Raw genomic sequence first — 21,840 nt, 5'->3', positions numbered from 1 at the left:
GGGCCGCCCGGGCCAGCGCACTGGGTGCCGGCGGGGGCAAAACCTGAAAAGAAAGGGGATTATGCGCTGTCTCCGGGCCGGGCCGGGCTGTCCAGTGCCTGGCGGATGCCAGTCAGGAAATCGCGTACCAAAGGCACCACCTGGGCACGCGGTTGGCCGTCAATCAGCTGGATGATGCGGCTGCCAATCACTACGGCGTCGGCTACCCGGCTGATGGCTTTGGCGGTGGCTGCGTCGCGAATGCCGAAGCCGACACCCACCGGCACACTGACGTGCTCACGTATGCGTGGCAGCATGGCCTCGACTGCGCCCAGGTCCAGTGTGCCGGCACCGGTGACGCCCTTGAGCGAGACGTAGTACACGTAGCCACTCGCCACCTGGGCCACCTGCGCCATGCGTGTGGCGGTGGACGTCGGCGCCAGCAGGAAGATCAGGTCCATCTGGTGCGCACGCAGGGTGGCGGCGAAGGCCTCGCATTCTTCGGGCGGGTAGTCCACGACCAGCACGCCGTCCACGCCGGCCGACGATGCATCGCGCACAAAGGCGTTTTTGCCGCGTTTGAGGTCGTAGGCTTCGATCGGGTTGGCGTAGCCCATCAGCACCACGGGGGTGTTGCCGTCTTTCTGGCGGAACAGGCGAACCATTTCCAGCACTTGCACCAGGCCGATGCCCAGCGCCAGCGCCTGGTCACCGGCTTTCTGGATCACCGGGCCATCGGCGCTGGGGTCAGAAAACGGCACGCCAAGCTCAATCACGTCGGCACCGCCGGCCACCATGCCGTGCATCATCTCGGGGGTGATGTCGGCGTAGGGGAAACCGGCGGTGACGTAGGGAATCAGGGCTTTGCGATTTTGGGCCTTGAGCGCGGTGAAGGTGGAGGCAATACGACTCATGACGCTTCCTTGCCGCTGCCTTTGACCACATGCCCACGCATCGACGGCCTGTCATAAAAATCAGCGCCAGACAAATCCGCTACGGTGCCGATGTCCTTGTCGCCGCGGCCGGAGAGGTTGACCAGGATGGACTGGTCGGAGCGCATGGTTTTGGCGAGTTTCATCGCGTAAGCCACGGCGTGGCTGGATTCAAGCGCTGGAATGATGCCTTCGGTGCGGCACAGGTAGTGAAAGGCCGAGAGCGCTTCCTTGTCGGTGATGCCGATGTATTCGGCACGGCCGATGTCCTTCAAGAACGCGTGTTCGGGGCCGACGCCGGGGTAGTCGAGGCCAGCGCTGATGCTGTGTGTCTCGGTGACCTGGCCGTCCTCGTTTTGCAGCACATAGGTGCGGTTACCGTGCAACACACCGGGGCTGCCGCGCTGCAATGAGGCCGAGTGTTTGCCGCTGTCCATGCCTTCGCCAGCGGCTTCAATGCCGATCAGGCGGGTGTTTTCGTGAGCGATGTAGGGGTGAAAAATGCCCATGGCGTTGCTGCCGCCACCGACGCAGGCAATCACTGCGTCGGGTTGTTTGCCGCCTGTCATTTCCGGCATCTGGGTCAGGCATTCTTCGCCAATCACGCTCTGGAAGTCGCGCACCATCATCGGGTAGGGGTGCGGGCCGGCTACCGTGCCGATGATGTAGAAGGTGTTGTCCACGTTGGCGACCCAGTCGCGCATGGCTTCGTTAAGTGCGTCTTTCAGCGTTTTGCTGCCGGATTCAACCGGCACCACCGTGGCGCCAAGCAGCTTCATGCGGTAGACATTGGGGCTTTGGCGCTTGACGTCTTCGCTGCCCATGTAGACCACACATTCGAGGCCGTAACGCGCGCAGATGGTGGCGGTGGCCACACCGTGCTGGCCGGCGCCCGTTTCGGCGATGATGCGCGGCTTGCCCATGCGGCGTGCCAGCATGGCCTGGCCGATGGTGTTGTTGATCTTGTGCGCGCCGGTGTGGTTCAGGTCTTCGCGCTTCAGGTAAATCTGCGCGCCACCCTGTTCGCGGCTCATGCGGGCGGCGTGATAGATCGGGGAGGGACGGCCGACGAAATGCTTGAGCTCGTAGTGGAATTCCGCAAGGAATTCCGGGTCGTGCTGGTATCTGGCGTAAGCGTCTTTCAGCTCATTGATCGCATGGGTCAGCGTTTCGGAAACAAAACTGCCGCCGTAAATCCCGAAGTGGCCCGTCGGGTCAGGTTGCTGGTAGGTGTACATGGTTCTTTGCAAGTAAGCCGTCGGCGGCACGAACGGCCGCGACGAACTGATGGATCTTTTCGGCGCTTTTGATTCCTTTCGAAACCTCGACGCCCGAACTGACATCGACGGCCAGCGTTTTACAACGCGGCCGTACTTGCAAAATGCCATCGGTCACATTTGCAGGTGTGAGTCCACCAGACAAAACGAGGTGAGCGTTGACGCTTGGAGGAAGAAGTGACCAATTGAATGTTTTGCCGCCGCCGCCATAACCTTCGACATGCGCGTCGAGCAGGATGGCTTGGGCCGCTTTGAAGTCTTCCGTGTATTTTACGAGATCGAAAGGCGTACCACCAGAGGCTGGGTTTTCTAGCGGAATACGCGCGGCGCGCATGAAGGGACGCCCGGCCTGCAGGCAGGTTTCGGGCGATTCATCGCCATGAAATTGAAGGAATGCCGTTGGTACACGGGCACAGGTCGCTATGATTTCGGTAGCAGATGCGTTCACGAACAAAAATACCGGCGTGACAAAAGGCGGCAGGCGGCCGGCCAGCTCGGCAGCACGTTCGGCACTCACATAGCGTGGGCTGGCTTCGTACATGACAAAACCGACGGCATCAGCACCGGCGGCCACCGCGGCGTCCACGTCCTCTTCGCGCGTGAGGCCGCAGATCTTGATGCGGGTGCGAAGGGGTGAAGCAGACTTCATAAGCCCCCCCTGGCCGGATCGCCGCACAGAACCTCTTCATTCAAGCAGGGGCCGCGGAACCGGCTTCGCCGGGCCGCAGGCGCAGCGGCCCCCCCGGGGGGCAGCGCATTACACGAAGTGAAAAGCGTGGGGGCAGTCATCAGATCCAATCATAGGCCGGTGTGGATTCTGGCAGGCCATAACGGGCTTCGTAACGCGGCCCGAGAAAATACAGGCCGTCAGGCGAGAAGGTAGGGGCGGCTGCATCGCGGTTGCGGGCGGCGACCACCTCTGCGAGCCATTCGGGCGCATGGGTCCCCTGGCCGACTGCCACCAGGCAGCCCATGATGTTGCGGATCATGTGGTGCAAAAAGGCATTGGCCTCGAACTCGAAGCGCCAGTAACCGGCGCGCCTTGAAACCTCGATCCGGCTGATGGTCTTGACGGGCGACTTCGCCTGGCACTGCGCAGCGCGGAAGGAGCTGAAATCGTGCTCGCCGATCAGGTGGGTAATCGCCGCGCGAATGGCAGTCTCGTCCATGGGCCGGTAAACCCAGCCAACGCGGCCTGCTTCGACGCTGGGGCGAACCGGCGACTCCAGCAACACATAGGCATAGCGGCGGCTGATGGCGCTGCCGCGGCAGTGAAATTCGTCGGGGACCTCGTGCGCCCATTGCACGGCGATGTCACGCGGCAGAAAAGCATTGGTTCCGCGCACCCAGGAGGGGAGGTCGCGCTGGAGCTCGGTGTCAAAGTGAACTACCTGCATCAGCGCGTGCACGCCGGCATCGGTGCGCCCGGCGCACAGGGTGCGCTGGGGCTGGGCCGTGAACTTGCCGAGTGCTTTTTCCAGCTGGTCCTGCACGGTGTTGCCCGAGAGCTGGCTTTGCCAGCCCTCGTAACCGGTACCGCTGTAACTCAAGCCGAGGGCGATCCTCACGGGCGACCCCCAGGGGAAAGGCGCAAATCAGGCCAGGGCGTTGAGAAAGGCCTGGGCCTTGCTTTTCAGCGAACCGCTGGATTGCGCCAGTACTTCTTCAGCCAGTGAACGCGCGCCGTCAACGTCGCCAATGGCACGGAACTCTTCAGCCAGTGCAAACTTGGTTTCGAGCGGATCATCACTTTCCACGCTTGTTACCGCTGCTGTTGCTGCTGGCGCAGGTGCCGCGGTAATTTTCTGGCTTTCCGTGGTTGGGGAGTCCAGATCAAGCGATAAGGCGCCCAAATCAAACTCAAGCATGCCGCCAGAGGTGTCCAGATTGGCTGCAGCGGTGGTCACCGGGGGTTCGGCTGTCGTGAAACTCAGATCCCTGCTCGGCTGCGGTGCAGGTGCTGCAACGGGCGCCGGTGCGGCAACTGAAGGTATGGCTATCGTGGCAGAACTGAAGTCCATCCCATTGTCGACCGGGGCAGGGGCCACAGCAGGCATGGCCACGGTGGGTTCAGGGCGCGGTGCTGGCTTGGGAACTGGCGCCGGTGCTGGTGCAACGGCGGCGGGTTCGTCACCCAGGGAAAAGTCGAGGTCCAGATCAAAGTCGACCGAAGAAGCTGGCGGTTCGGGTGGCGCAGCCCGTGGAGTCAGGGGCTGGGTTTGAGCGGCAAATGCGGCTGCGCCCACACCGGTCGCGGCGATGCTGGTTGCGGCTCCCGACACAGGTTGGCCACCGGGCTGGTACATCGGGTTGGCAGGGTCCAGCTCACGGCCCATTTCAGCCATGTGCGCCCACTCGATACCTTGACCTTTGGTCAGATTGAATGCCTCGACCGCCACGGCTTCGAAAGCCTTGTTATCGCGGCGTTTGGCGTAAATTTCCATCAGCTTGGCATGAATGGCGACACGCGAGGGGCTCACGCGTATGGCTTCCTTGAGGATTTCCTCAGCCTGCAAGTCGCGCCCATAGGCCAGGTAAACATCGGCCTCGGCCACGGGGTCTACGTCGCCAGCGGCGTCTAGCTGGCTCGGAGAATAGACCATGGACGAGCCCGTGACATTGGCTTCATTGGTGTCTATTCGCTGGCCGCCGCTGGCGCCGAAAAAAGAATCGGGTTGCAGCCGACTTTCAAGAAAAGAGCTGTCCACCGAAACGGCATTTTTACGCTGCCGTGCGCGGTACACGCCGAAAGCTGCCAGAAGCACGAGCAGGCCTGCACCGCCCGCCAGGATGAGCGGGTTGTCCAGCAACTGGTCTAGCAGGCTGGGTTCTGGCGGAGGCGGTGGGGCAACGGCCACCGGCTTTTTGACGGGTGGGGTTGCTGCAGGTGCCGGGACGCTGGCCACGGCAGCCGGCGTAGCGACTTCAGCGGGGCTGGGGCTGCTGGCGGCGGACATGGCCGGCGCAACAGCCGCGGAGGTACCTGCTGCGGAGCTTGCGGTCGCTGCGGGAGCCGAGGCGACTGGAACGGCTGGCGGAAGGGTAGCAGGTGACGCTGGCGACAGGGCCGGGGGCGTGGGCACTGCCACGGCTGGTTTTGTTGCCGGGCTGGTGATTGCGGGCGTAGCCGGAGCGGCTGTCGTGGCAGGCGTTCCGCTGAGCTTGTTCAGATCGCTGATGTTTTTGGACAGCTCGGCCACACGGGCCGCTGCTTCCTTGGCTTGACGATCCTGCGCAATTTTTTCTTCTGCAGCCTTGCTTTGGACTGCACCCTTGGAAAGGGTCAGCTTGTCAGGTGTTGCTGCGGCAGGGGCCTTGTCTTCGACTCTGGCCTGAACCTTGCCGGTAGCCTGGCGGTCAGCGCCAGCGACCTGAGTTGCGGGGGCACCTTCGGCGAGCTTGCGGCGGAACTCATTGAAGTCTTTGCTTTGGGCAACGATGGTGCGGGTAGCTTCCGCCGCTGGTACGTATTCTGCCTGGTCTCCGGCAGGCACATCGAGCACAGCGCCTGCCTTGAGACGGTTGATGTTCCCGCCGACGAATGCATCCGGGTTGCTGCGCAGCAAAGCTACCAGCATCTGGTCCAGCGAAACGCTGGCCGGCTTGGCCTGGGCGGCAATTTTGCCGGCGGTGTCACCGGACTTCACGACTATTTTCTGGCCGTCGGACGAGGTTCTGTCGGCAGGGGCGGCCTCCACCGCCGGGGCACGGGTGACCGGCGCCGGTCGGGAAGGGGAAGACGGCGCGGATTCGGCGGTGCGAGGAGCCGGCGGCAAGCTGGCCAGAGGAGGGGCTGGCCTGGAAACCAGTGGCGCTGTCGGGGTAGGCACAGGCGCTGCTGCCTGGCGCAGATTCGGCGGATCGAACAGCATCGTGTAGTCACGGACCACACGGCCGGAAGCCCAGCGGGCCTCAAGAATCAGGTCGACAAAAGGCTCGCTGACCGGCCTGCTGCTGCTCACGCGCAAGTAGGAGCGACCATCAGCCCGGCGTTGCAGGCTGATCTGGACGTTGGTCACCGCCGCCGAATATTCCAGGCCGGCTGCCCGAAAGGCCTCGGCGTTGGCTACGCTGGCTTGCAGGGACGCGGCCTCTTCGGCGTTGATTTCAACAATCTCAATTTCGGCCCGCAGCGGTTCGCCCAAGGCAGATTGAACGGATATGCGGCCTAGCCCCAAGGCATGTGCCGGCAGACTGGCAAGACTGCCCAACAGAGCAATGGCAGTTGCCACGGCACCTATACGCCAACGGCCTGGTTGATTCATGGAAATTGGAGCCTCCGGTGCCCGGTTTGCATTAAATTTTATTCTGCTGGTCCGCACAAAAACCTCAACGCTAATTTTCGACAAAACAACATTAACATCAAGGCATTAGGCTGACAAGCTAAGACAGCACTTAAGTTTTGACACCCCCGATTAGCATCAACTTACAACTTCGACTTGTTGTCTGACGACAACGAGCTGTCACAACTGGTTACGGTTGGTGGCTGCGTTCAAGCAGCCACCAGTTCGTAATTTCAGCCCTGCAAAAGAATGCGCAACATGCGCCGCAATGGTTCAGCCGCACCCCACAGCAATTGGTCTCCGACCGTGAAGGCGCCCAGGTAGTCGGGGCCCATGGCCAGTTTGCGCAGACGGCCGACCGGGATGCTCATGGTACCGGTCACTGCCACCGGTGTCAGGTCTGTGATGGAGGCTTCACGCGTATTCGGCACGACCTTCACCCACTGGTTGTCGGCCGCGATCATTGCTTCGATGTCGGCCAGCGGCACGTCTTTCTTGAGCTTGAAGGTCAGCGCCTGGCTGTGGCAGCGCATCGCTCCAATACGAACGCAAAAGCCATCCACCGGGGTTTCAGCGGTGCCGAAGCTGGCGCCCTGGCCCAGGATCTTGTTGGTCTCGGCGCCGCCTTTCCACTCTTCCTTGCTCATGCCATTGCCCAGGTCCTTGTCGATCCAGGGGATCAGCGAGCCGCCCAGCGGCACGCCGAAGTTGGCGGTCTCGGTGGCGCTCAGCGACTGCTGTTTTGCCAAAACGCGGCGGTCGATTTCCAGAATCGCGGACTTGGGGTCGTCCAGCAGGGCCCTGACCTCGCCGTTGAGCGTGCCGTACTGGGTCAGCAGTTCGCGCATGTGCTGGGCGCCGCCACCCGACGCCGCTTGGTAAGTCATGCTGGTCATCCACTCGACCAGGCCGGCCTTGTACAGCGCGCCCACGCCCATCAGCATGCAGCTGACAGTGCAGTTGCCGCCAATCCAGTTCTTGCCGCCCTTGGCCAGCGCCTTTTGGATGACAGGCAGGTTGACCGGGTCCAGGATGATGATGGCGTCGTCGTTCATGCGCAGTGTGGAGGCGGCGTCGATCCAGTGACCGGTCCAGCCGGCGGCGCGCAGCTTGGGGTAGACCTCGGTGGTGTAGTCGCCGCCCTGGGCGGTGATGATGACGTCGCACTTCTTCAGGGCTGCGATGTCGAACGCGTCTTTCAACGTAGTTTCGTTTTTCGCCTGGGCCGGGGCTTTGCCGCCCGCATTGGAGGTCGAAAAGAAGACCGGTTCGATCAGGTCGAAGTCGCCCTCGGCCTGCATGCGGTCGATCAGCACCGAGCCGACCATGCCGCGCCAGCCGACGAGTCCTGTGAGATTGCCTGCGAGTTTCATTGGATTGCCCTTTTTCAAAAAAAATACTTTTTGACCCGGCCCATCGGGCCGGCAGGGCACGACGAACCGGGCTTGCTAGCCTTTAATGGTCGTCGTTTTGGTGATCTGGGCAAAAACCGGCGCAGCGCTGATCGCGCGCGAAGCGGCGACAAAGCGGGTGAGTGCGGGGTTTTTACGCATGGGTTTATTTTAACCAGGGTTGCCCTGTCCGGTCGGGCGGCTGAACCAAACCAGCCCGGGAAGACTGGTTTTGCGGCAAAAAAACGTCAGTCGATGCACCACTGGCGCAAAAATCCAAGCAGGGGCCGCAGGCGCAGCGGCCCCCTCGGGGGGGCAGGGCGCTACACGCAGTGAGCAACCGTGGGGGCTTTATTTCAGCGCAGCGACCACCGCATCGCCCATCTGCACCGTACCAACCTTGGTCGTGCCTTCGCTATAGATATCCGGCGTGCGCAGGCCTTGCGTCAAAACGGCATCCACGGCTTTTTCGATGCGAACGGCCGCTTCGGGCTGGTTCAGGCTGAAGCGCAGCATCATGGCTGCGCTCAGGATGGTGGCCAGCGGATTGGCCACGCCCTTGCCGGCGATGTCGGGCGCGCTGCCGTGACTGGGTTCGTACAGGCCCTGGTTTTTGGTGTTCAGGCTGGCCGAGGGCAGCATCCCGATCGAGCCGGTCAGCATGGCTGCCGCGTCGGACAGGATGTCACCGAACATGTTGCCGGTGACCACCACGTCGAACTTCTTTGGCGCCTTGACCAGCTGCATGGCGGCGTTGTCCACATACATGTGGTCCAGCGCGACGTCGGGGTACTGCAAACCAACTTCAGTGACGACGTCTTTCCAGAACTGGAAGGTTTCCAGCACATTGGCCTTGTCGACGCTGGTTACGCGGCTGCCGCGTTTGCGCGCAGCCTGGAAAGCGACGTGGGCGATGCGCTCGATTTCGGGGCGCGAATAACGCATGGTGTCGAAAGCTTCTTCGGCACCCGGGAAGTGGCCGTCCGGCGAGACGCGGCGGCCGCGCGGCTGGCCGAAGTAGATGTCGCCGGTCAGCTCGCGGATGATGAGGATGTCCAGGCCGGCCACCAGCTCGCGCTTCAGGCTGGAAGCGTCGACCAATTGTGGGTAACAGATGGCAGGCCTGAAGTTGGCAAACAGGCCCATGTTTTTGCGCAGGCCCAGGATGGCTTGCTCCGGACGGAGCGGGCGGTCCAGCTTGTCGTATTTCCAGTCGCCGACGGCGCCGAACAGCACGGCGTCGGAGGCCTGTGCCAGTTTCAGCGTTGCCTCGGGCAGCGGATGGCCGTGGGCTTCGTAGGCTGCGCCGCCAACCAGGGCGGTCTCGCTTTCAAATTTCAGGTCCAGTGCTTTCAGAACCTTGACGGCCTCGGCGACGATTTCGGTGCCTATGCCATCACCGGGAAGGATTGCGATTTTCATGAGTTTTTCGATGCTTTCTTGGAGTCATGGTGCGCCAGGCGCTGGACCAGCGCATGCTCGCAGGTTTTGAATAAAAGGTAAAAGGCCACGGCCAGGTAGGCGCTGGCGACCAGCTCGGCGAGTTGCCACAGGCCGCCGTCATACACGGCGTCGAGGCCATGCTCGACCAGGAAGCTGATGTTGGCTGTGAACAGCTGCACCAGGTTCAGCGAGGCCGCGCCGAAGACAACGAAGCCCAGGCCCATCAGCAGGTAGGTGCAAACCCAGTGGCGCACCATCCACCTGAACAGAGTGCTTTCGTAGCCGACACTCACAGCGTGTGCGCCAGCCACGGCTTGGTGGCAAGGCGTTCAGCTTCAAAGGCCTTGATCTTGTCGCTCTGGCGCAAGGTCAGGCCGATGTCGTCATAACCGCCCAGCAGGCAGAATTTCTTGAAGGCCTGTACTTCGAAGGCAATCTCTTCGCCTTGCGGCTTGATGACCACCTGGCGCTCCAGGTCTATGGTGAGCTGGTAACCGGGAAAGGCCAGCGCCTCGTCAAACAACTGGCCGACCTGCGCTTCGCTCAGCACGATGGGCAGCAGGCCGTTCTTGAAGCTGTTGTTGAAAAAGATGTCGGCGTAGCTGGGCGCGATGATGGCGCGAAAGCCGTACTGGTCCAGCGCCCAGGGCGCATGTTCGCGTGAAGAGCCGCAGCCGAAGTTCTTGCGCGCCAGCAGGATGGACGCGCCTTTGTAGCGCGTCTGGTTCAGCACGAAGTCGGGGTTGGGCTTGCGGGTGGCGGGGTCTTGCCCCGGAAAGCCCGGGTCCAGGTAGCGCCAGGCGTCAAACAGGTTGGGGCCGAAGCCGGTCTTGCGGATGGACTTGAGGAACTGCTTGGGAATGATCGCGTCGGTGTCGACGTTCTCGCGGTCCATGGGCGCGACCAGGCCTTTGTGTACGTTGAATTTCTGCATGATGGCTTCTTAGGAAAATTTGCGGATATCGACGAAGTGGCCGTGTACAGCAGCGGCAGCAGCCATCGCCGGGCTGACCAGGTGCGTGCGGCCGCCAGCGCCTTGCCGGCCTTCAAAGTTGCGGTTGCTGGTGGAGGCGCAGCGCTCGCCCGGCTCAAGCCGGTCGGCGTTCATCGCCAGGCACATGGAGCAGCCGGGTTCGCGCCACTCAAATCCCGCAGCGACAAAAATCTTGTCCAGGCCTTCACGCTCAGCTTGTTCCTTCACCAAGCCGGAGCCCGGCACCACCATGGCGAGCTTGACGTTGCCCGCCACCTTCTGGCCAATTTTCTGGACCATGACGGCGGCTTCGCGCATGTCTTCGATGCGGCTGTTGGTACAGGAGCCGATGAACACCTTGTCGACCATGATGTCGTTGATGGCCTTGCCGGGTTGCAGGCCCATGTAGGTCAGCGCGCGCTCGATGGCGTCGCGCTTGTTGGCGTCTTTTTCCTTGTCCGGGTCGGGCACGCGATCGTCAATCGACAGCACCATCTCGGGCGAAGTGCCCCAGGTGACCTGCGGCCGGATCTGGCTGGCATCGAGCTTGACCACCGTGTCGAATTTGGCATCGGCGTCGGACTGCAGCGTGCTCCAGTACTGAACCGCCTGGTCCCACTCGACGCCGGTGGGCGCCAGAGGCCGGCCTTTGACGTAGGCAATCGTCTTGGCGTCGACCGCCACCAGGCCGGCACGGGCGCCGGCTTCAATGGCCATGTTGCAGACGGTCATGCGTGCTTCCATGCTGAGTGCGCGTATGGCCGGGCCGCCAAATTCAATGGTGTAGCCGGTGCCGCCTGCGGTGCCGATCTTGCCGATGATGGCCAGCACGATGTCCTTGCCGGTCAGGCCCGGGGCCAGCGTGCCGTCCACCTGCACCAGCATGTTCTTTGCCTTTTTTGCCAGCAGGGTTTGCGTGGCCATCACATGTTCGACCTCGCTGGTGCCAATGCCATGGGCCAGAGCGCCGAAAGCGCCGTGGGTGGAGGTGTGCGAGTCACCACACACAACCGTCATGCCGGGCAGGGTGGCGCCGGTCTCAGGGCCCATCACATGCACGATGCCCTGGCGTTTGGACAAAAACGGAAAGTAGGCCGCCGCGCCGAACTGAGCGATGTTGCTGTCCAGCGTGGTGATCTGCTCCTTGCTCACCAGGTCGGTGATGCCGTCGTAGCCGAGCTCCCAGCCGGTCGTCGGCGTGTTGTGGTCGGCGGTGGCCACGATGGAGCTGATGCGCCAGACCTTGCGGCCGGCTTCGCGCAGGCCTTCAAAAGCCTGCGGGCTGGTGACCTCATGTACCAGGTGCCGGTCGATGTAGAGGATGGCCGTGCCGTCTTCCTCGGTGTGGACGACATGTTCGTCCCAGATCTTGTCGTAGAGGGTGCGTCCCATGTGGTTTCCTTCGTGGTCTCTGATTTTAAGTAGTCAGGCAGCGGCGCTTGCCGGGGCCGTGGCAACCGCGCGCGCGGTGAGGTGATCGACAAGCAGGCGGGCGGTGACCGGCAGGCTGGAAAAATCACGGGCCACCAGCTCGATGCGGCGCTCGGCCCAGTCATTGGTCAGTGCGACCGATTCGAGCTCGCCGACGCCGTGCATGAGCTCAAAAGCGCGCTGCGGCATGACGCCGACGCCCAGGCCGTTGTGGATCATGCGGCACATGGCGTCCAGCCCGGTGACGTGGATGCGCAGCTTGATGGTGCGGCCCGCCAGCGCCGCAGCATCACGCATGGCCAGGTAAATCGAGCTGTTCGAGTGCAGGCCCACATGGTCAAAGTCCAGGCTGTCTTCAAAAGCAATGGCATCCTGCGCGCCCAGCACGTGGCCGCGCGGCACAATCATGACGAGTCGGTCTTGCCGATAGGGCAGGGTCTGCAACTCGCCGCTGCCATCGGCGGTATTGCAGATGCCCAGGTCGGCGGCGCCTTCCTGCACGGCGCGCACAACTTCCGTACTCAGGTGCTCTTCCAGGTCGATCTTGACCTCGGGGTGCTGGCCGATGAAGGCGCCCAAGTCTTCCGGCAAAAACTGCACGATGGCAGAAATGCTGGCATGCACACGCACGTGGCCGCGCACGCCGGCGGAGTATTCGCTGAGTTCGCCCTGCATTTTTTCCAGGCTGAAGAGCACCGAGCGCGCATGGTGCAGCAGGCTTTGCCCGGCCGGCGTCAGGTCCACCCCGCGGGTGTGACGGTAAAGCAGGGGCGTGTCGAGTGCGGCCTCCAGGTCAGAGAGGCGTTTGCTGACGGCCGAGGCTGCAATGAATTCACGCTCCGCCGCCTTGCCGATGCTGCCAAGCTCGCACACCGCCACAAACAATTGCAGCGAGGTGAGATCTATCCGGCGGGCGAAGTTGCGTTCGGAGCTTTTCATGAAAAAGGGCTAAAGGCATCGCGTTTTGCGATGAATCTCTATTTTGCAAGCTTATTTGGAGCTTTGTCATCGCGATATGCGATGGCTGGCTTGCCCGGTGGTTACGGCCTGGAACGGGCCCTGGAAGCCATTTTCCTGAAAGTTATAAGTGTTTTCGGGCATTGGCCCTTATTCGGCGGGCGCAAGTAGCTATGAAAACAATAGCAAGCGCTAGTCGATGATTTTTGCCGGATCCAGCGCGCGAACGCGGGGATCGACGTTATAGCCCCCGAATTCGGTGTAGCGCAGCAGATGCCGGTCGCAGCGGCTGCAATGCCAGACATCGCTTCGGTTGTAGGGGAAGAACTTGATGGCTACCGGGGCATCGGGTGAGTCGTAGCGTGTGCCCTGAGGGTGTTTTTCCTCAAGCGTCGCTTCTTCCATGGCCGGGTCGCACAGGGTGGCCACCTTTGTCATCTGCGCGGCTTCCCAGCGGTATTCGGCCAGGCTTTCCCAGCCCGGACAGGCCCCGATGGCGCAGCTGCAGGTGCTGGGCGTGGCGGACGGGGCAAGGGCTGAGCGCAACTCGGCAGCGGTCTGGATGAATTTCAAGGGTGCCCTCCGGTGGTGGTGACGAACGCAAAAAAGCCCGCCGGTGTTGCCACGGGCGGGCTTTGCCTGTTCAGAAAGCTGGATTCAGGATCAACGGGCGTTGAGGGGTTTCACGTCGCGCTGGACGGAACCGTTGAACAGCTGGCGTGGACGGCCAATCTTGTACTCGGGGTCGCCGATCATTTCGTTGAGCTGGGCGATCCAGCCGACGGTACGGGCCAGCGCGAAGATTGCAGTGAACAGCGGCACGGGGATGCCGATGGCGCGCTGCACGATGCCGGAGTAGAAGTCGACGTTGGGATAGAGCTTGCGGGAAACGAAGTATTCGTCTTCCAGTGCAATTTTTTCCAGCGCCATGGCCAGCTTGAACAACGGGTCGTTTTCCAGGCCCATTTCCTTGAGCACTTCCTTGCAGGTTTCCTGCATCAGCTTGGCGCGCGGGTCGTAGTTTTTGTAGACACGGTGGCCAAAGCCCATCAGCTTGACGCCGGAGTTCTTGTCCTTGACCTGCTTGATGAAGTCGCCGATTTTTTCGACGCCGCCGGCTTTCTGGATGTCGCCCAGCATGTTGAGTGCCGCTTCATTGGCGCCGCCGTGGGCAGGGCCCCAGAGGCAGGCCACACCGGCTGCAATGGCTGCAAACGGGTTGGTGCCGGACGAACCGCACAGGCGAACCGTGGAGGTGGAGGCGTTCTGCTCGTGGTCAGCGTGCAGGATGAAGATGCGGTCCAGCGCGCGCTCGAGCACCGGGTTGACCTTGTACTCTTCGCAAGGCGTGGCGAACATCATGTGCAGGAAGTTGCCGGCGTAGCTCAGGTTGTTCTTGGGGTACATGTAGGGCTGGCCCACGGTGTACTTGTAGGCCATGGCGACCAGCGTGGGCATCTTGGCAATGAGGCGGATCGCGGCGATTTCGCGGTGCTCTGGATTGTTGATGTCGGTGCTGTCATGGTAGAAGGCCGACAGCGCGCCGACCAGACCGGTCATGATGGCCATCGGGTGCGCATCACGGCGGAAACCGCGCAGGAAAAACTGCATCTGCTCGTTGACCATGGTGTGGTTGGTCACGCGGCTGACGAAATCTTTCTTCTGGTCACCATTGGGCAACTCTCCGTAGAGCAGCAGGTGGCAGGTTTCAAGGTAGTCGCAGTTGGTGGCCAGCTGCTCGATCGGGTAGCCGCGGTACAGCAGCTCGCCCTTGTCGCCGTCAATGTAGGTGATGGCGGACTGGCAGGCTGCCGTGGACAGGAAGCCCGGGTCATAAGTGAACATGCCGGTCTGGGCATACAGCTTGCGGATATCGACCACATCCGGACCGACGTTGCCGTGGTACACGGGTAACTCGACACTGGGGCTGCCGTTGCTGAAGGACAGGGTGGCTTTGTTGTCAGCGAGCTTCATTTCTTGAGTCTTTCTTGTCAAATCAAATGGGGGCGGGCGAATGGCCTGTTGCTGCGGCGCGAATCAAGTTTAAGACCTCAACAGCCTCATAAGTAGATGCACTTACCTGAGCTTGCAGTTCTGCGAGCTGGGCGGGTTCCCTGCGTTGGAGCAAAAGGTCCAGCAAATCGTTGTCAGACAGATCCATTAAATCATTCAAGCCTTGAGCCTGGCTGACGGTTAATGTGGCTTCATGCCGCTTGAAGAACTTCTCGATCAGCAGGTCGTTCTCAAGCAGGCCACGACGGCAGCGCCACTTGAGTTTGCTCAGTGCCCGCTCATCCAGAAGTTCGTCCGTGGTCTGCATGATCAGAGAACGATTTTTCCGCCGAGCGAAGCGTCGGCGGGTTCCAGACCAGCCAGGGCCGCGGATCTGGCTTTGCCAGTCCGCAGGCGCAGCGCCCCCCCGGGGGGCAGCGTAGTACGCGAAGCGACAAGCGTGGGGGCCATATTTCTCTAGATAGAACGCAAGACCATCATTTCCTTGATCTTGCCAATCGCCTTGCTGGGGTTCAGGCCCTTGGGGCAGACGTCGACGCAGTTCATGATGGTGTGGCAGCGGAACAGGCGGTACGGGTCTTCGAGGTTGTCCAGACGCTCGGCGGTGGATTCGTCGCGGCTGTCGGCAATGAAGCGGTAAGCCTGCAACAGGCCGGCCGGGCCGACAAACTTGTCCGGGTTCCACCAGAAGCTGGGGCAGGAGGTCGAGCAGCTGGCGCACAAAATGCACTCGTACAGGCCATTGAGCTCGTCGCGTTCTTCGGGGCTCTGCAGGCGCTCTTTTTCCGGCGGCACGTTGTCGTTGATCAGGTAGGGCTTGATCGAGTTGTACTGCTTGAAGAAGTCCGTCATGTCGACGATCAGGTCGCGCACCACTGGCAGGCCCGGCAGGGGCTTGAGCACGATGGTGCCCGACAGCGTGCGCATGTTGGTCAGGCAGGCCAGGCCGTTCTTGCCGTTGATGTTCATCGCGTCCGAACCGCACACGCCTTCGCGGCAGGAGCGGCGGAAGGAAATCGTCGGGTCCTGTGCCTTGAGCTTCATCAGGGCGTCGAGCAGCATGCGCTCGCTGCCGTCCAACTCGACCTCGATGGTCTGCATGTAAGGCTTGGCATCCTGATCGGGGTCGTAGCGGTAAATCTGGAAAGTACGTTTGGTCATGGGGTTCCCGCTTGTCTTTTTTAGAAGGAGCGAACTGTCAGGGGAATCGAGTCCACTGTCAGCGGTTTCATCTGCACAGGCTTGTAGCTCAGGCGGTTGCCTTCGCTGTGCCAGAGGGTGTGCTTGTGCCAGTCGGTGTCGTTGCGGCCGTTCGGATGCTCTGGCGTGTCGCCATAGTCATCCACCGAGTGGGCGCCGCGGCTTTCGTGGCGGGCTGCAGCGGAGACGATGGTGGCCTGGGCCGCCTCGATCAGGTTCTCGACTTCCAGGGCCTCGATGCGCGCCGTGTTGAAAATTTTCGATTTGTCCTTGAGGCCAATGTTTTTCACGCGCTCGCGCAGTTCGGCAATCTTGACCACACCGGCGTCCATGATGGCCTGGGTGCGGAACACGCCGGCATGCTGCTGCATCGCGGCGCGGATGTCGTTGGCGACATCTTGCGCGTATTCGCCTTCGGTCGCGTTGTCCAGGCGGGCAATGCGTGCCAGCGTGGCATCGGCTGCATCGGCCGGCAGGCCTTTGTGCGAGGTGGTCTTGTTGTATTCGACGATGTGGTTGCCGGCCGCGCGGCCGAACACCAGCAAATCGAGCAGTGAGTTGGTGCCCAGGCGGTTGGCGCCATGCACGCTGACACAGGCGCATTCACCCACCGCATAGAGGCCATTGACCACCACGCTCTTGTTGCTGGCGTCCTGTGTGACGACCTGGCCGTGGATGTTGGTTGGAATGCCGCCCATCTGGTAGTGGATGGTGGGCACCACGGGGATCGGCTCCTTGGTGATGTCGACGTTGGCAAAGTTATGGCCAATCTCGAACACCGAAGGCAGGCGCTTCATGATGGTCTCGGCGCCCAGGTGGGTCATGTCGAGGTTGATGTAGTCCTTGTTCGGGCCGCAGCCGCGGCCTTCCTTGATTTCCTGGTCCATGCAGCGTGAAACGTAGTCGCGCGGTGCCAGGTCTTTGTAGGCCGGCGCATAACGCTCCATGAAGCGCTCGCCATTGCTGTTGCGCAAAATCGCGCCTTCGCCGCGGCAGCCTTCAGTCAGTAGGACGCCGGCACCGTGCACGCCTGTCGGGTGGAATTGCCAGAATTCCATGTCTTCCAGCGGAATGCCGGCACGCGCCGCCATCCCCAAGCCGTCACCAGTGTTGATGAAGGCATTGGTGGATGCCGCAAAAATACGGCCGGCGCCGCCTGTGGCCAGCAAGGTGGTCTTGGCTTCGAAGATGTGAACGTCGCCGGTCTCCATTTCGATGGCGGTCACGCCGACGACGTCACCGGCGGCATCACGGATCAGATCCATGGCCAGCCACTCAACGAAGAAGCTGGTTTTTTCCTTGACGTTTTGCTGGTACAGCGTGTGCAGCATGGCGTGGCCGGTGCGGTCGGCGGCAGCGCAGGCGCGCTGCACGGCTTTTTCGCCGTAGTTGGCGGTGTGTCCGCCGAAGGGGCGTTGGTAAATCGTGCCGTCCGGGTTACGGTCAAACGGCATGCCCATGTGTTCCAGGTCATAAACGACCTTGGGCGCTTCACGGCACATGTATTCAATCGCGTCCTGATCGCCGAGCCAGTCGGAACCCTTGACAGTGTCGTAGAAGTGGTAGTGCCAGTTGTCCTCGGACATGTTGCCGAGCGAGGCACCGATGCCGCCCTGCGCTGCCACGGTGTGCGAGCGCGTCGGGAAAACCTTGGATAACACGGCGACGTTCAGGCCGGCACGTGCCAGCTGCAGAGAGGCGCGCATGCCGGAGCCGCCGGCCCCGACGATCACGACGTCGAATTTGCGTTTGGGAAGCTTGGAAGATGCAGTCATGTTTGTTTTTCAGTCGTGGGTCAGAAGCGGCTCAGAAGCGCCACAGGACTTGAATGGCCCAGCCGGCGCAAGCGACCAGCCAGACGATGGTGGCCACTTGCAGTGTCAAGCGCAGCCAGACCATGGAGGTGACGTAGTCCATCCAGATGTCGCGCATGCCCACCCACACGTGGTAGGCCAGCGCGATGATGACGCTGAAGGTCAGCAGTTTCATCCATTGCGCCGAGAAAATGCCGGCCCACTGGTCGTAACCAATGGGGCCTTTCGTGAAGATCACCTGTACCAGCAGCAGCACCGTAAAGAGAGCCATCAAGGCAGCGGTGATGCGCTGGGCCAGCCAGTCACGTGCGCCGTAATGTGCGCCGACAACGAGGCGTTTGGAGCCGTAGTTCACAGACATGTCTTGCTCCTTGTTAGTAAAAACCGAACAGCTTGATGGCCAGTGCCAGCGTCAGCAAAATGCTTAGGCCCAGCGTGGCCAGAGCGGTGCTTTTGCCGAACTCGTTGCTCAGCTTGTGGGTGACATCCATATACAGGTGTCGAATGCCGGCGATGAAGTGATGCAGGTAAGACCAGATCAGTGCCAGGGCCACCAGCTTCCAGATGAAGCCCGGCAAACCCAGCATGCCGACGTTGAAGGCTGCCTTGAATTTTTCGAACGAGATTTCAGAAGAAATCGAGGTGTCGAACATCCAGATGATGAAGGGCAGCAGGATGAACATGATGCCGCCGCTGGCGCGGTGCAGGATGGAGACCCAGGCCGCAGGCGTCATGCGGTAGGTCGTCAGGTCTTTGAAGGCGTTGATGTTGCGGAACTCGGGCCGCTTTGGACGCTGTTTGGATGCCAGCTCTGTCATTGTTGGGCTTTCGTGGGAGGACTGGTAACTGCTTGGTAACTGCTGCGCAAAAGCACGGTGCAATTACAACTCAAAACATCTCGGATTCTATTGCAACGCAGCATCGATTTGACCGGTCCCGGCGATGGCTGCCGGTTTTTGTCGGACAAACCGGAGATTAAATGTCTGCAAGTCGCTTTGATTGGCGCGTAAAGGGCTGCAAGCTGACGCGAAAGTTACAATCGACCTGGATTTTCGCGCCTGGCCTGTGCGTGTTGCTGCATTCCTGCGATGACCTCTTACCCAACATGCCATGCGCGGATGCTCAGCTCAAGGTATTGCGGTAGTAATGGGTGTCGGTGCGGTAATAGCCGCGCCGCAACTCCATGGGGACGTCGTTGTAGGTGTAGGCGATACGCTCGACGCTCAGCAGCGGCGTGCCGTGCTCTACTTTCAGGAGCGTCTCGCGCCCATCCGTCGCGGGCTCGGCGCGTATTTTTTCCTCAGCCCGAACCATGCGCACATTGAACTCGGTTTCGAACAGTGCGTACATCGGCCCGTGGTAATCAGCCAGCCGTTCGGCGGTTAGGCCCTTGAACGGCGCGGCGGGCAACCAGAGGTCTTCGAGAATGGTGGGTGTACCGGCAAAACTCAGTACGCGGCGTGCCTGCAGCACGGCGTCACCGGTGCGCAGTGTCAGCGCGCGGGCAATGTCGGCGCTGGCGCGTACACGGCGGCAGTCAATGATGTCGCGCTGGGCCGGGCCTTCACTGCCCGGTGTGCCGCTGTCGGGCACCAGCTTGAGGAAGCGGAACTGCACGTGCTGCTCGGCATGGGTGGCTACAAAAGTGCCTTTGCCTTGCCGCCGCACCACCAGGTTGTCGGTGGCCAACTCGTCGATGGCTTTGCGCACCGTGCCCTGGCTCACCCTGTAGCGGGCCGCCAGGTCCATCTCGGAGGGAATGGCTTCGCCCGGCTTCCACTCGCCCGACTGCAGGCTCTGCAGGATCAGGCCCTTGATCTGCTGGTACAGCGGGCTGAAGGCCGGCGTGGCACCTGCAAAATCATCGGCGGACGGGGTAGGGATGGCGGCCATGGGGAGAGATGCGAATCTCGTAATCATATCTTATATAAGACATAAGACAAATTGACGCCTCCGGGTTTTCCAGCGTAAAATCTTCGGCTGAGTCGAACGCAAGGCTTGCCCCGGTGTGACGCAGTTCACACGCGTTTTCAGGTGCACCAAGCTGCGCAAGCTACCTCACTATTTCTACCCATCCAACCGATTTACAACCTTCCTGGAGTTTTCCATCATGAGCAAAAAACCCGTCCGCGTTGCCGTTACAGGGGCCGCTGGTCAAATCGGTTATGCGCTGCTGTTCCGTATCGCTTCCGGCGAAATGCTGGGCAAAGACCAGCCGGTGATTCTGCAATTGCTGGAAGTGCCCGTTGAGGGCCCACAGAAGGCGCTCAAGGGCGTGATGATGGAGCTCGACGATTGCGCCTTCCCGTTGCTGGTCGGCATGCAAGCGTATGACGACCCGATGAAGGCCTTCAAGGACGCTGACTACGCACTGCTGGTCGGCTCGCGTCCACGCGGCCCCGGCATGGAGCGTGCCGAGCTGCTGGCCGTCAACGGTGCCATTTTCACCGCCCAGGGCAAGGCGCTCAACGCCGTTGCCAGCCGCAACGTCAAGGTGCTGGTGGTCGGCAACCCGGCCAACACCAATGCCTACATCGCGATGAAAAGCGCGCCGGACCTGCCACGCAAGAACTTCACCGCCATGCTGCGCCTGGACCACAACCGTGCTGCCAGCCAGCTCGCCGCCAAAACCGGCAAGGCCGTGGCCGACATCGAAAAACTCACCGTCTGGGGCAACCATTCGCCCACGATGTATGCCGACTACCGTTTCGCCACCATCAAGGGCGAAAGCGTCGCCAAGATGATCAACGACCAGGAATGGAATGCCAACACTTTCCTGCCGACCGTCGGCAAACGCGGCGCCGCCATCATCGAGGCGCGCGGTTCCTCGTCGGCTGCATCGGCCGCCAACGCTGCCATTGACCACATGCGCGACTGGGCGCTGGGCACCAACGGCAAGTGGGTCACCATGGGCATTCCTTCTGACGGCCAGTACGGTATCCCCAAGGACATCATGTTCGGTTTCCCCGTCACCTGCGAAGGCGGCGAATACAAACTGGTCGAAGGCCTGGAAATCGACGCCTTCAGCCAGGAGCGCATCAACAAGACCCTGGACGAGTTGAAGGGTGAGCAGGACGGCGTCAAGCACCTCCTCTGATCGCGTAGAAGCACACTGTAGTGGCACATCCACATCCGCGCGACGTTCTCCTGGGTGCGCAGGCCGCGGCAGCTTTCCTGCCTGTCTGCGACCACTACAGCGGCGTCGAGGCGCGGATGCGCAAAAGCCTGCAGCTGCAGGCCGAAATGACCGAAGAGTTCGGCACCTGCGTGTTTGACGTCACCCTTGATTGCGAAGATGGCGCTCCCGTCGGCGGCGAGGCAGATCACGCTGCGCTGGTGGTAGCGCTGGTGGCGCTGGCCGGCGACAAGGCGCGCGTGGCTGTGCGTGTTCATGCGGTGGACCATCCGGCCTTTGAGATGGACATGGCCACGATTGCCGGCAAGGTCGGCCACCGCCTGAGCCACATCATGGTGCCGAAGGTCGAATCGGTGGATGACGTCGAGCGTGCTGTCGCTGCGCTGGCGGCCGTGACACAAGCGGAGGTGTCCCTGCATGTGCTGCTGGAGTCACCTGCTGCGGTGCATCGTGCTTTCGAGATTGCTTCGCATCCGCGTGTGCAGTCGATCAGTTTCGGACTCATGGATTTCGTGTCCGCGCATGCGGGCGCGATTCCTGGCGACGCCATGGGCAGCCAGGGGCAGTTCACGCACCCGCTGGTGGTGCGCGCCAAGCTGGAGATCGCTTCCGCATGCCATGCCCACGGCAAAGTCCCTTCCCACTGCGTTGTCACGGAATTCAGTGACACTGCGGCCATGAAGACGGCTGCGCAAAAAGCCGCCCGAGAATTTGGCTACACGCGCATGTGGAGCATTCACCCGGCCCAGATCCGCCCCATCCTGGAGGCGTTTGCGCCCAGCGAAGGCGAGATCGAAGGCGCTACAAAAATAATAGCTGCTGGCGCCCGTGCTGATTGGGCGCCCATCAGTTTTGAGGGCCAACTGCACGACCGGGCCAGTTACCGCTTTTTCTGGCAGGTGCTGGAGCGGGCGCACCGGACCGGCCGTGTTTTACCGCATGAAGCGCAGGCGTATTTTTCAGCTCCGCTTCACTGATTCACCCGATTGACTGTCGACCCGTTCCAAAGGA

At 61.6% G+C, this 21,840-nt stretch carries 21 protein-coding genes; 2 read left to right on the top strand and 19 right to left on the bottom strand.

The window, feature by feature from the left end; translation table 11 throughout:
* Positions 1 to 59: 59 nt before the first annotated feature.
* The 19 genes from trpA to B0B52_RS16140 all read right to left on the bottom strand — a co-directional run bounded on the left by trpA (position 60) and on the right by B0B52_RS16140 (position 19,586).
* Positions 60 to 893, bottom strand: a complete 834-nt coding sequence (trpA, locus tag B0B52_RS16230) for a tryptophan synthase subunit alpha (RefSeq protein ID WP_077594707.1) — start codon at positions 891 to 893, stop codon at positions 60 to 62.
* On the bottom strand, positions 890 to 2,149 hold the full coding sequence (gene trpB / locus B0B52_RS16225) for a tryptophan synthase subunit beta (RefSeq protein ID WP_077594706.1): 1,260 nt from the start codon (positions 2,147 to 2,149) through the stop codon (positions 890 to 892). The genes trpA and trpB overlap by 4 nt, the downstream gene beginning before the upstream one ends.
* Positions 2,127 to 2,837 carry a phosphoribosylanthranilate isomerase gene (locus B0B52_RS16220; protein WP_077594705.1) on the bottom strand — a complete coding sequence of 237 codons (711 nt, stop codon included), beginning with the start codon at positions 2,835 to 2,837 and terminating at the stop codon, positions 2,127 to 2,129. The genes trpB and B0B52_RS16220 overlap by 23 nt, the downstream gene beginning before the upstream one ends.
* 139 nt (positions 2,838 to 2,976) lie before the next feature.
* Positions 2,977 to 3,756 (bottom strand): tRNA pseudouridine(38-40) synthase TruA, encoded by a 780-nt coding sequence (truA, locus tag B0B52_RS16215; protein ID WP_077594704.1) that lies wholly within the window; start codon positions 3,754 to 3,756, stop codon positions 2,977 to 2,979.
* A 27-nt stretch (positions 3,757 to 3,783) separates the two neighbouring features.
* Positions 3,784 to 6,453, bottom strand: a complete 2,670-nt coding sequence (locus tag B0B52_RS16210) for a FimV/HubP family polar landmark protein (RefSeq protein WP_077594703.1) — start codon at positions 6,451 to 6,453, stop codon at positions 3,784 to 3,786.
* A gap of 251 nt (positions 6,454 to 6,704) precedes the next feature.
* Entirely contained in the window at positions 6,705 to 7,844 is a 1,140-nt protein-coding gene (asd, locus tag B0B52_RS16205) for an aspartate-semialdehyde dehydrogenase (protein WP_077594702.1), read from the bottom strand.
* 369 nt (positions 7,845 to 8,213) lie between these two features.
* Positions 8,214 to 9,284: a 3-isopropylmalate dehydrogenase gene (gene leuB, locus B0B52_RS16200; RefSeq protein ID WP_077594701.1), complete on the bottom strand. Its 1,071-nt coding sequence runs from the start codon at positions 9,282 to 9,284 to the stop codon at positions 8,214 to 8,216.
* Positions 9,281 to 9,616 carry a hypothetical protein gene (locus B0B52_RS16195; protein ID WP_077594700.1) on the bottom strand — a complete coding sequence of 112 codons (336 nt, stop codon included), beginning with the start codon at positions 9,614 to 9,616 and terminating at the stop codon, positions 9,281 to 9,283. The genes leuB and B0B52_RS16195 overlap by 4 nt, the downstream gene beginning before the upstream one ends.
* Entirely contained in the window at positions 9,595 to 10,239 is a 645-nt protein-coding gene (leuD, locus tag B0B52_RS16190; protein ID WP_077594699.1) for a 3-isopropylmalate dehydratase small subunit, read from the bottom strand. Before leuD ends, B0B52_RS16195 begins: the two co-directional genes overlap by 22 nt.
* A gap of 9 nt (positions 10,240 to 10,248) precedes the next feature.
* The gene (gene leuC, locus B0B52_RS16185; RefSeq protein WP_077594698.1) at positions 10,249 to 11,670 is read right to left on the bottom strand and encodes a 3-isopropylmalate dehydratase large subunit; all 1,422 of its coding nucleotides are present in this window, start codon (positions 11,668 to 11,670) and stop codon (positions 10,249 to 10,251) included.
* Positions 11,671 to 11,703: 33 nt separating this feature from the next.
* Entirely contained in the window at positions 11,704 to 12,648 is a 945-nt protein-coding gene (locus B0B52_RS16180; protein WP_077594697.1) for a LysR family transcriptional regulator, read from the bottom strand.
* A gap of 210 nt (positions 12,649 to 12,858) precedes the next feature.
* On the bottom strand, positions 12,859 to 13,239 hold the full coding sequence (locus B0B52_RS16175) for a hypothetical protein (RefSeq protein WP_077594696.1): 381 nt from the start codon (positions 13,237 to 13,239) through the stop codon (positions 12,859 to 12,861).
* A 90-nt stretch (positions 13,240 to 13,329) separates the two neighbouring features.
* Positions 13,330 to 14,640: a citrate synthase gene (gene gltA / locus B0B52_RS16170; protein WP_077594695.1), complete on the bottom strand. Its 1,311-nt coding sequence runs from the start codon at positions 14,638 to 14,640 to the stop codon at positions 13,330 to 13,332.
* A 22-nt stretch (positions 14,641 to 14,662) separates the two neighbouring features.
* Complete coding sequence (locus tag B0B52_RS16165) at positions 14,663 to 14,986, bottom strand: succinate dehydrogenase assembly factor 2 (RefSeq protein WP_077594694.1); 324 nt, start codon at positions 14,984 to 14,986, stop codon at positions 14,663 to 14,665.
* A 149-nt stretch (positions 14,987 to 15,135) separates the two neighbouring features.
* On the bottom strand, positions 15,136 to 15,840 hold the full coding sequence (locus B0B52_RS16160; protein ID WP_077594693.1) for a succinate dehydrogenase iron-sulfur subunit: 705 nt from the start codon (positions 15,838 to 15,840) through the stop codon (positions 15,136 to 15,138).
* 20 nt (positions 15,841 to 15,860) lie between these two features.
* On the bottom strand, positions 15,861 to 17,654 hold the full coding sequence (gene sdhA / locus B0B52_RS16155) for a succinate dehydrogenase flavoprotein subunit (protein WP_077594692.1): 1,794 nt from the start codon (positions 17,652 to 17,654) through the stop codon (positions 15,861 to 15,863).
* Positions 17,655 to 17,685: 31 nt separating this feature from the next.
* Positions 17,686 to 18,054, bottom strand: a complete 369-nt coding sequence (gene sdhD / locus B0B52_RS16150) for a succinate dehydrogenase, hydrophobic membrane anchor protein (RefSeq protein WP_077594691.1) — start codon at positions 18,052 to 18,054, stop codon at positions 17,686 to 17,688.
* A 13-nt stretch (positions 18,055 to 18,067) separates the two neighbouring features.
* Entirely contained in the window at positions 18,068 to 18,511 is a 444-nt protein-coding gene (gene sdhC / locus B0B52_RS16145; protein ID WP_077594690.1) for a succinate dehydrogenase, cytochrome b556 subunit, read from the bottom strand.
* Between the two features lie 304 nt (positions 18,512 to 18,815).
* Positions 18,816 to 19,586 (bottom strand): GntR family transcriptional regulator, encoded by a 771-nt coding sequence (locus B0B52_RS16140; protein ID WP_077594689.1) that lies wholly within the window; start codon positions 19,584 to 19,586, stop codon positions 18,816 to 18,818.
* 217 nt (positions 19,587 to 19,803) lie between these two features.
* On the opposite strand from B0B52_RS16140, the gene B0B52_RS16135 reads away from it, so the two are divergent.
* A complete protein-coding gene (locus B0B52_RS16135; RefSeq protein ID WP_077594688.1) occupies positions 19,804 to 20,790 on the top strand; it encodes a malate dehydrogenase in 987 nt (328 codons plus the stop codon).
* A 20-nt stretch (positions 20,791 to 20,810) separates the two neighbouring features.
* Positions 20,811 to 21,806 (top strand): CoA ester lyase, encoded by a 996-nt coding sequence (locus B0B52_RS16130; RefSeq protein ID WP_077594687.1) that lies wholly within the window; start codon positions 20,811 to 20,813, stop codon positions 21,804 to 21,806.
* Positions 21,807 to 21,840 lie beyond the last annotated feature (34 nt).

It is taken from the genome of Polaromonas sp. A23 (assembly GCF_002001015.1).
Lineage (GTDB): Bacteria > Pseudomonadota > Gammaproteobacteria > Burkholderiales > Burkholderiaceae_C > Polaromonas.
The sequence above is the reverse complement of the archived record's forward strand: the minus strand, read 5'-3'. Positions and strand labels throughout refer to the sequence as shown.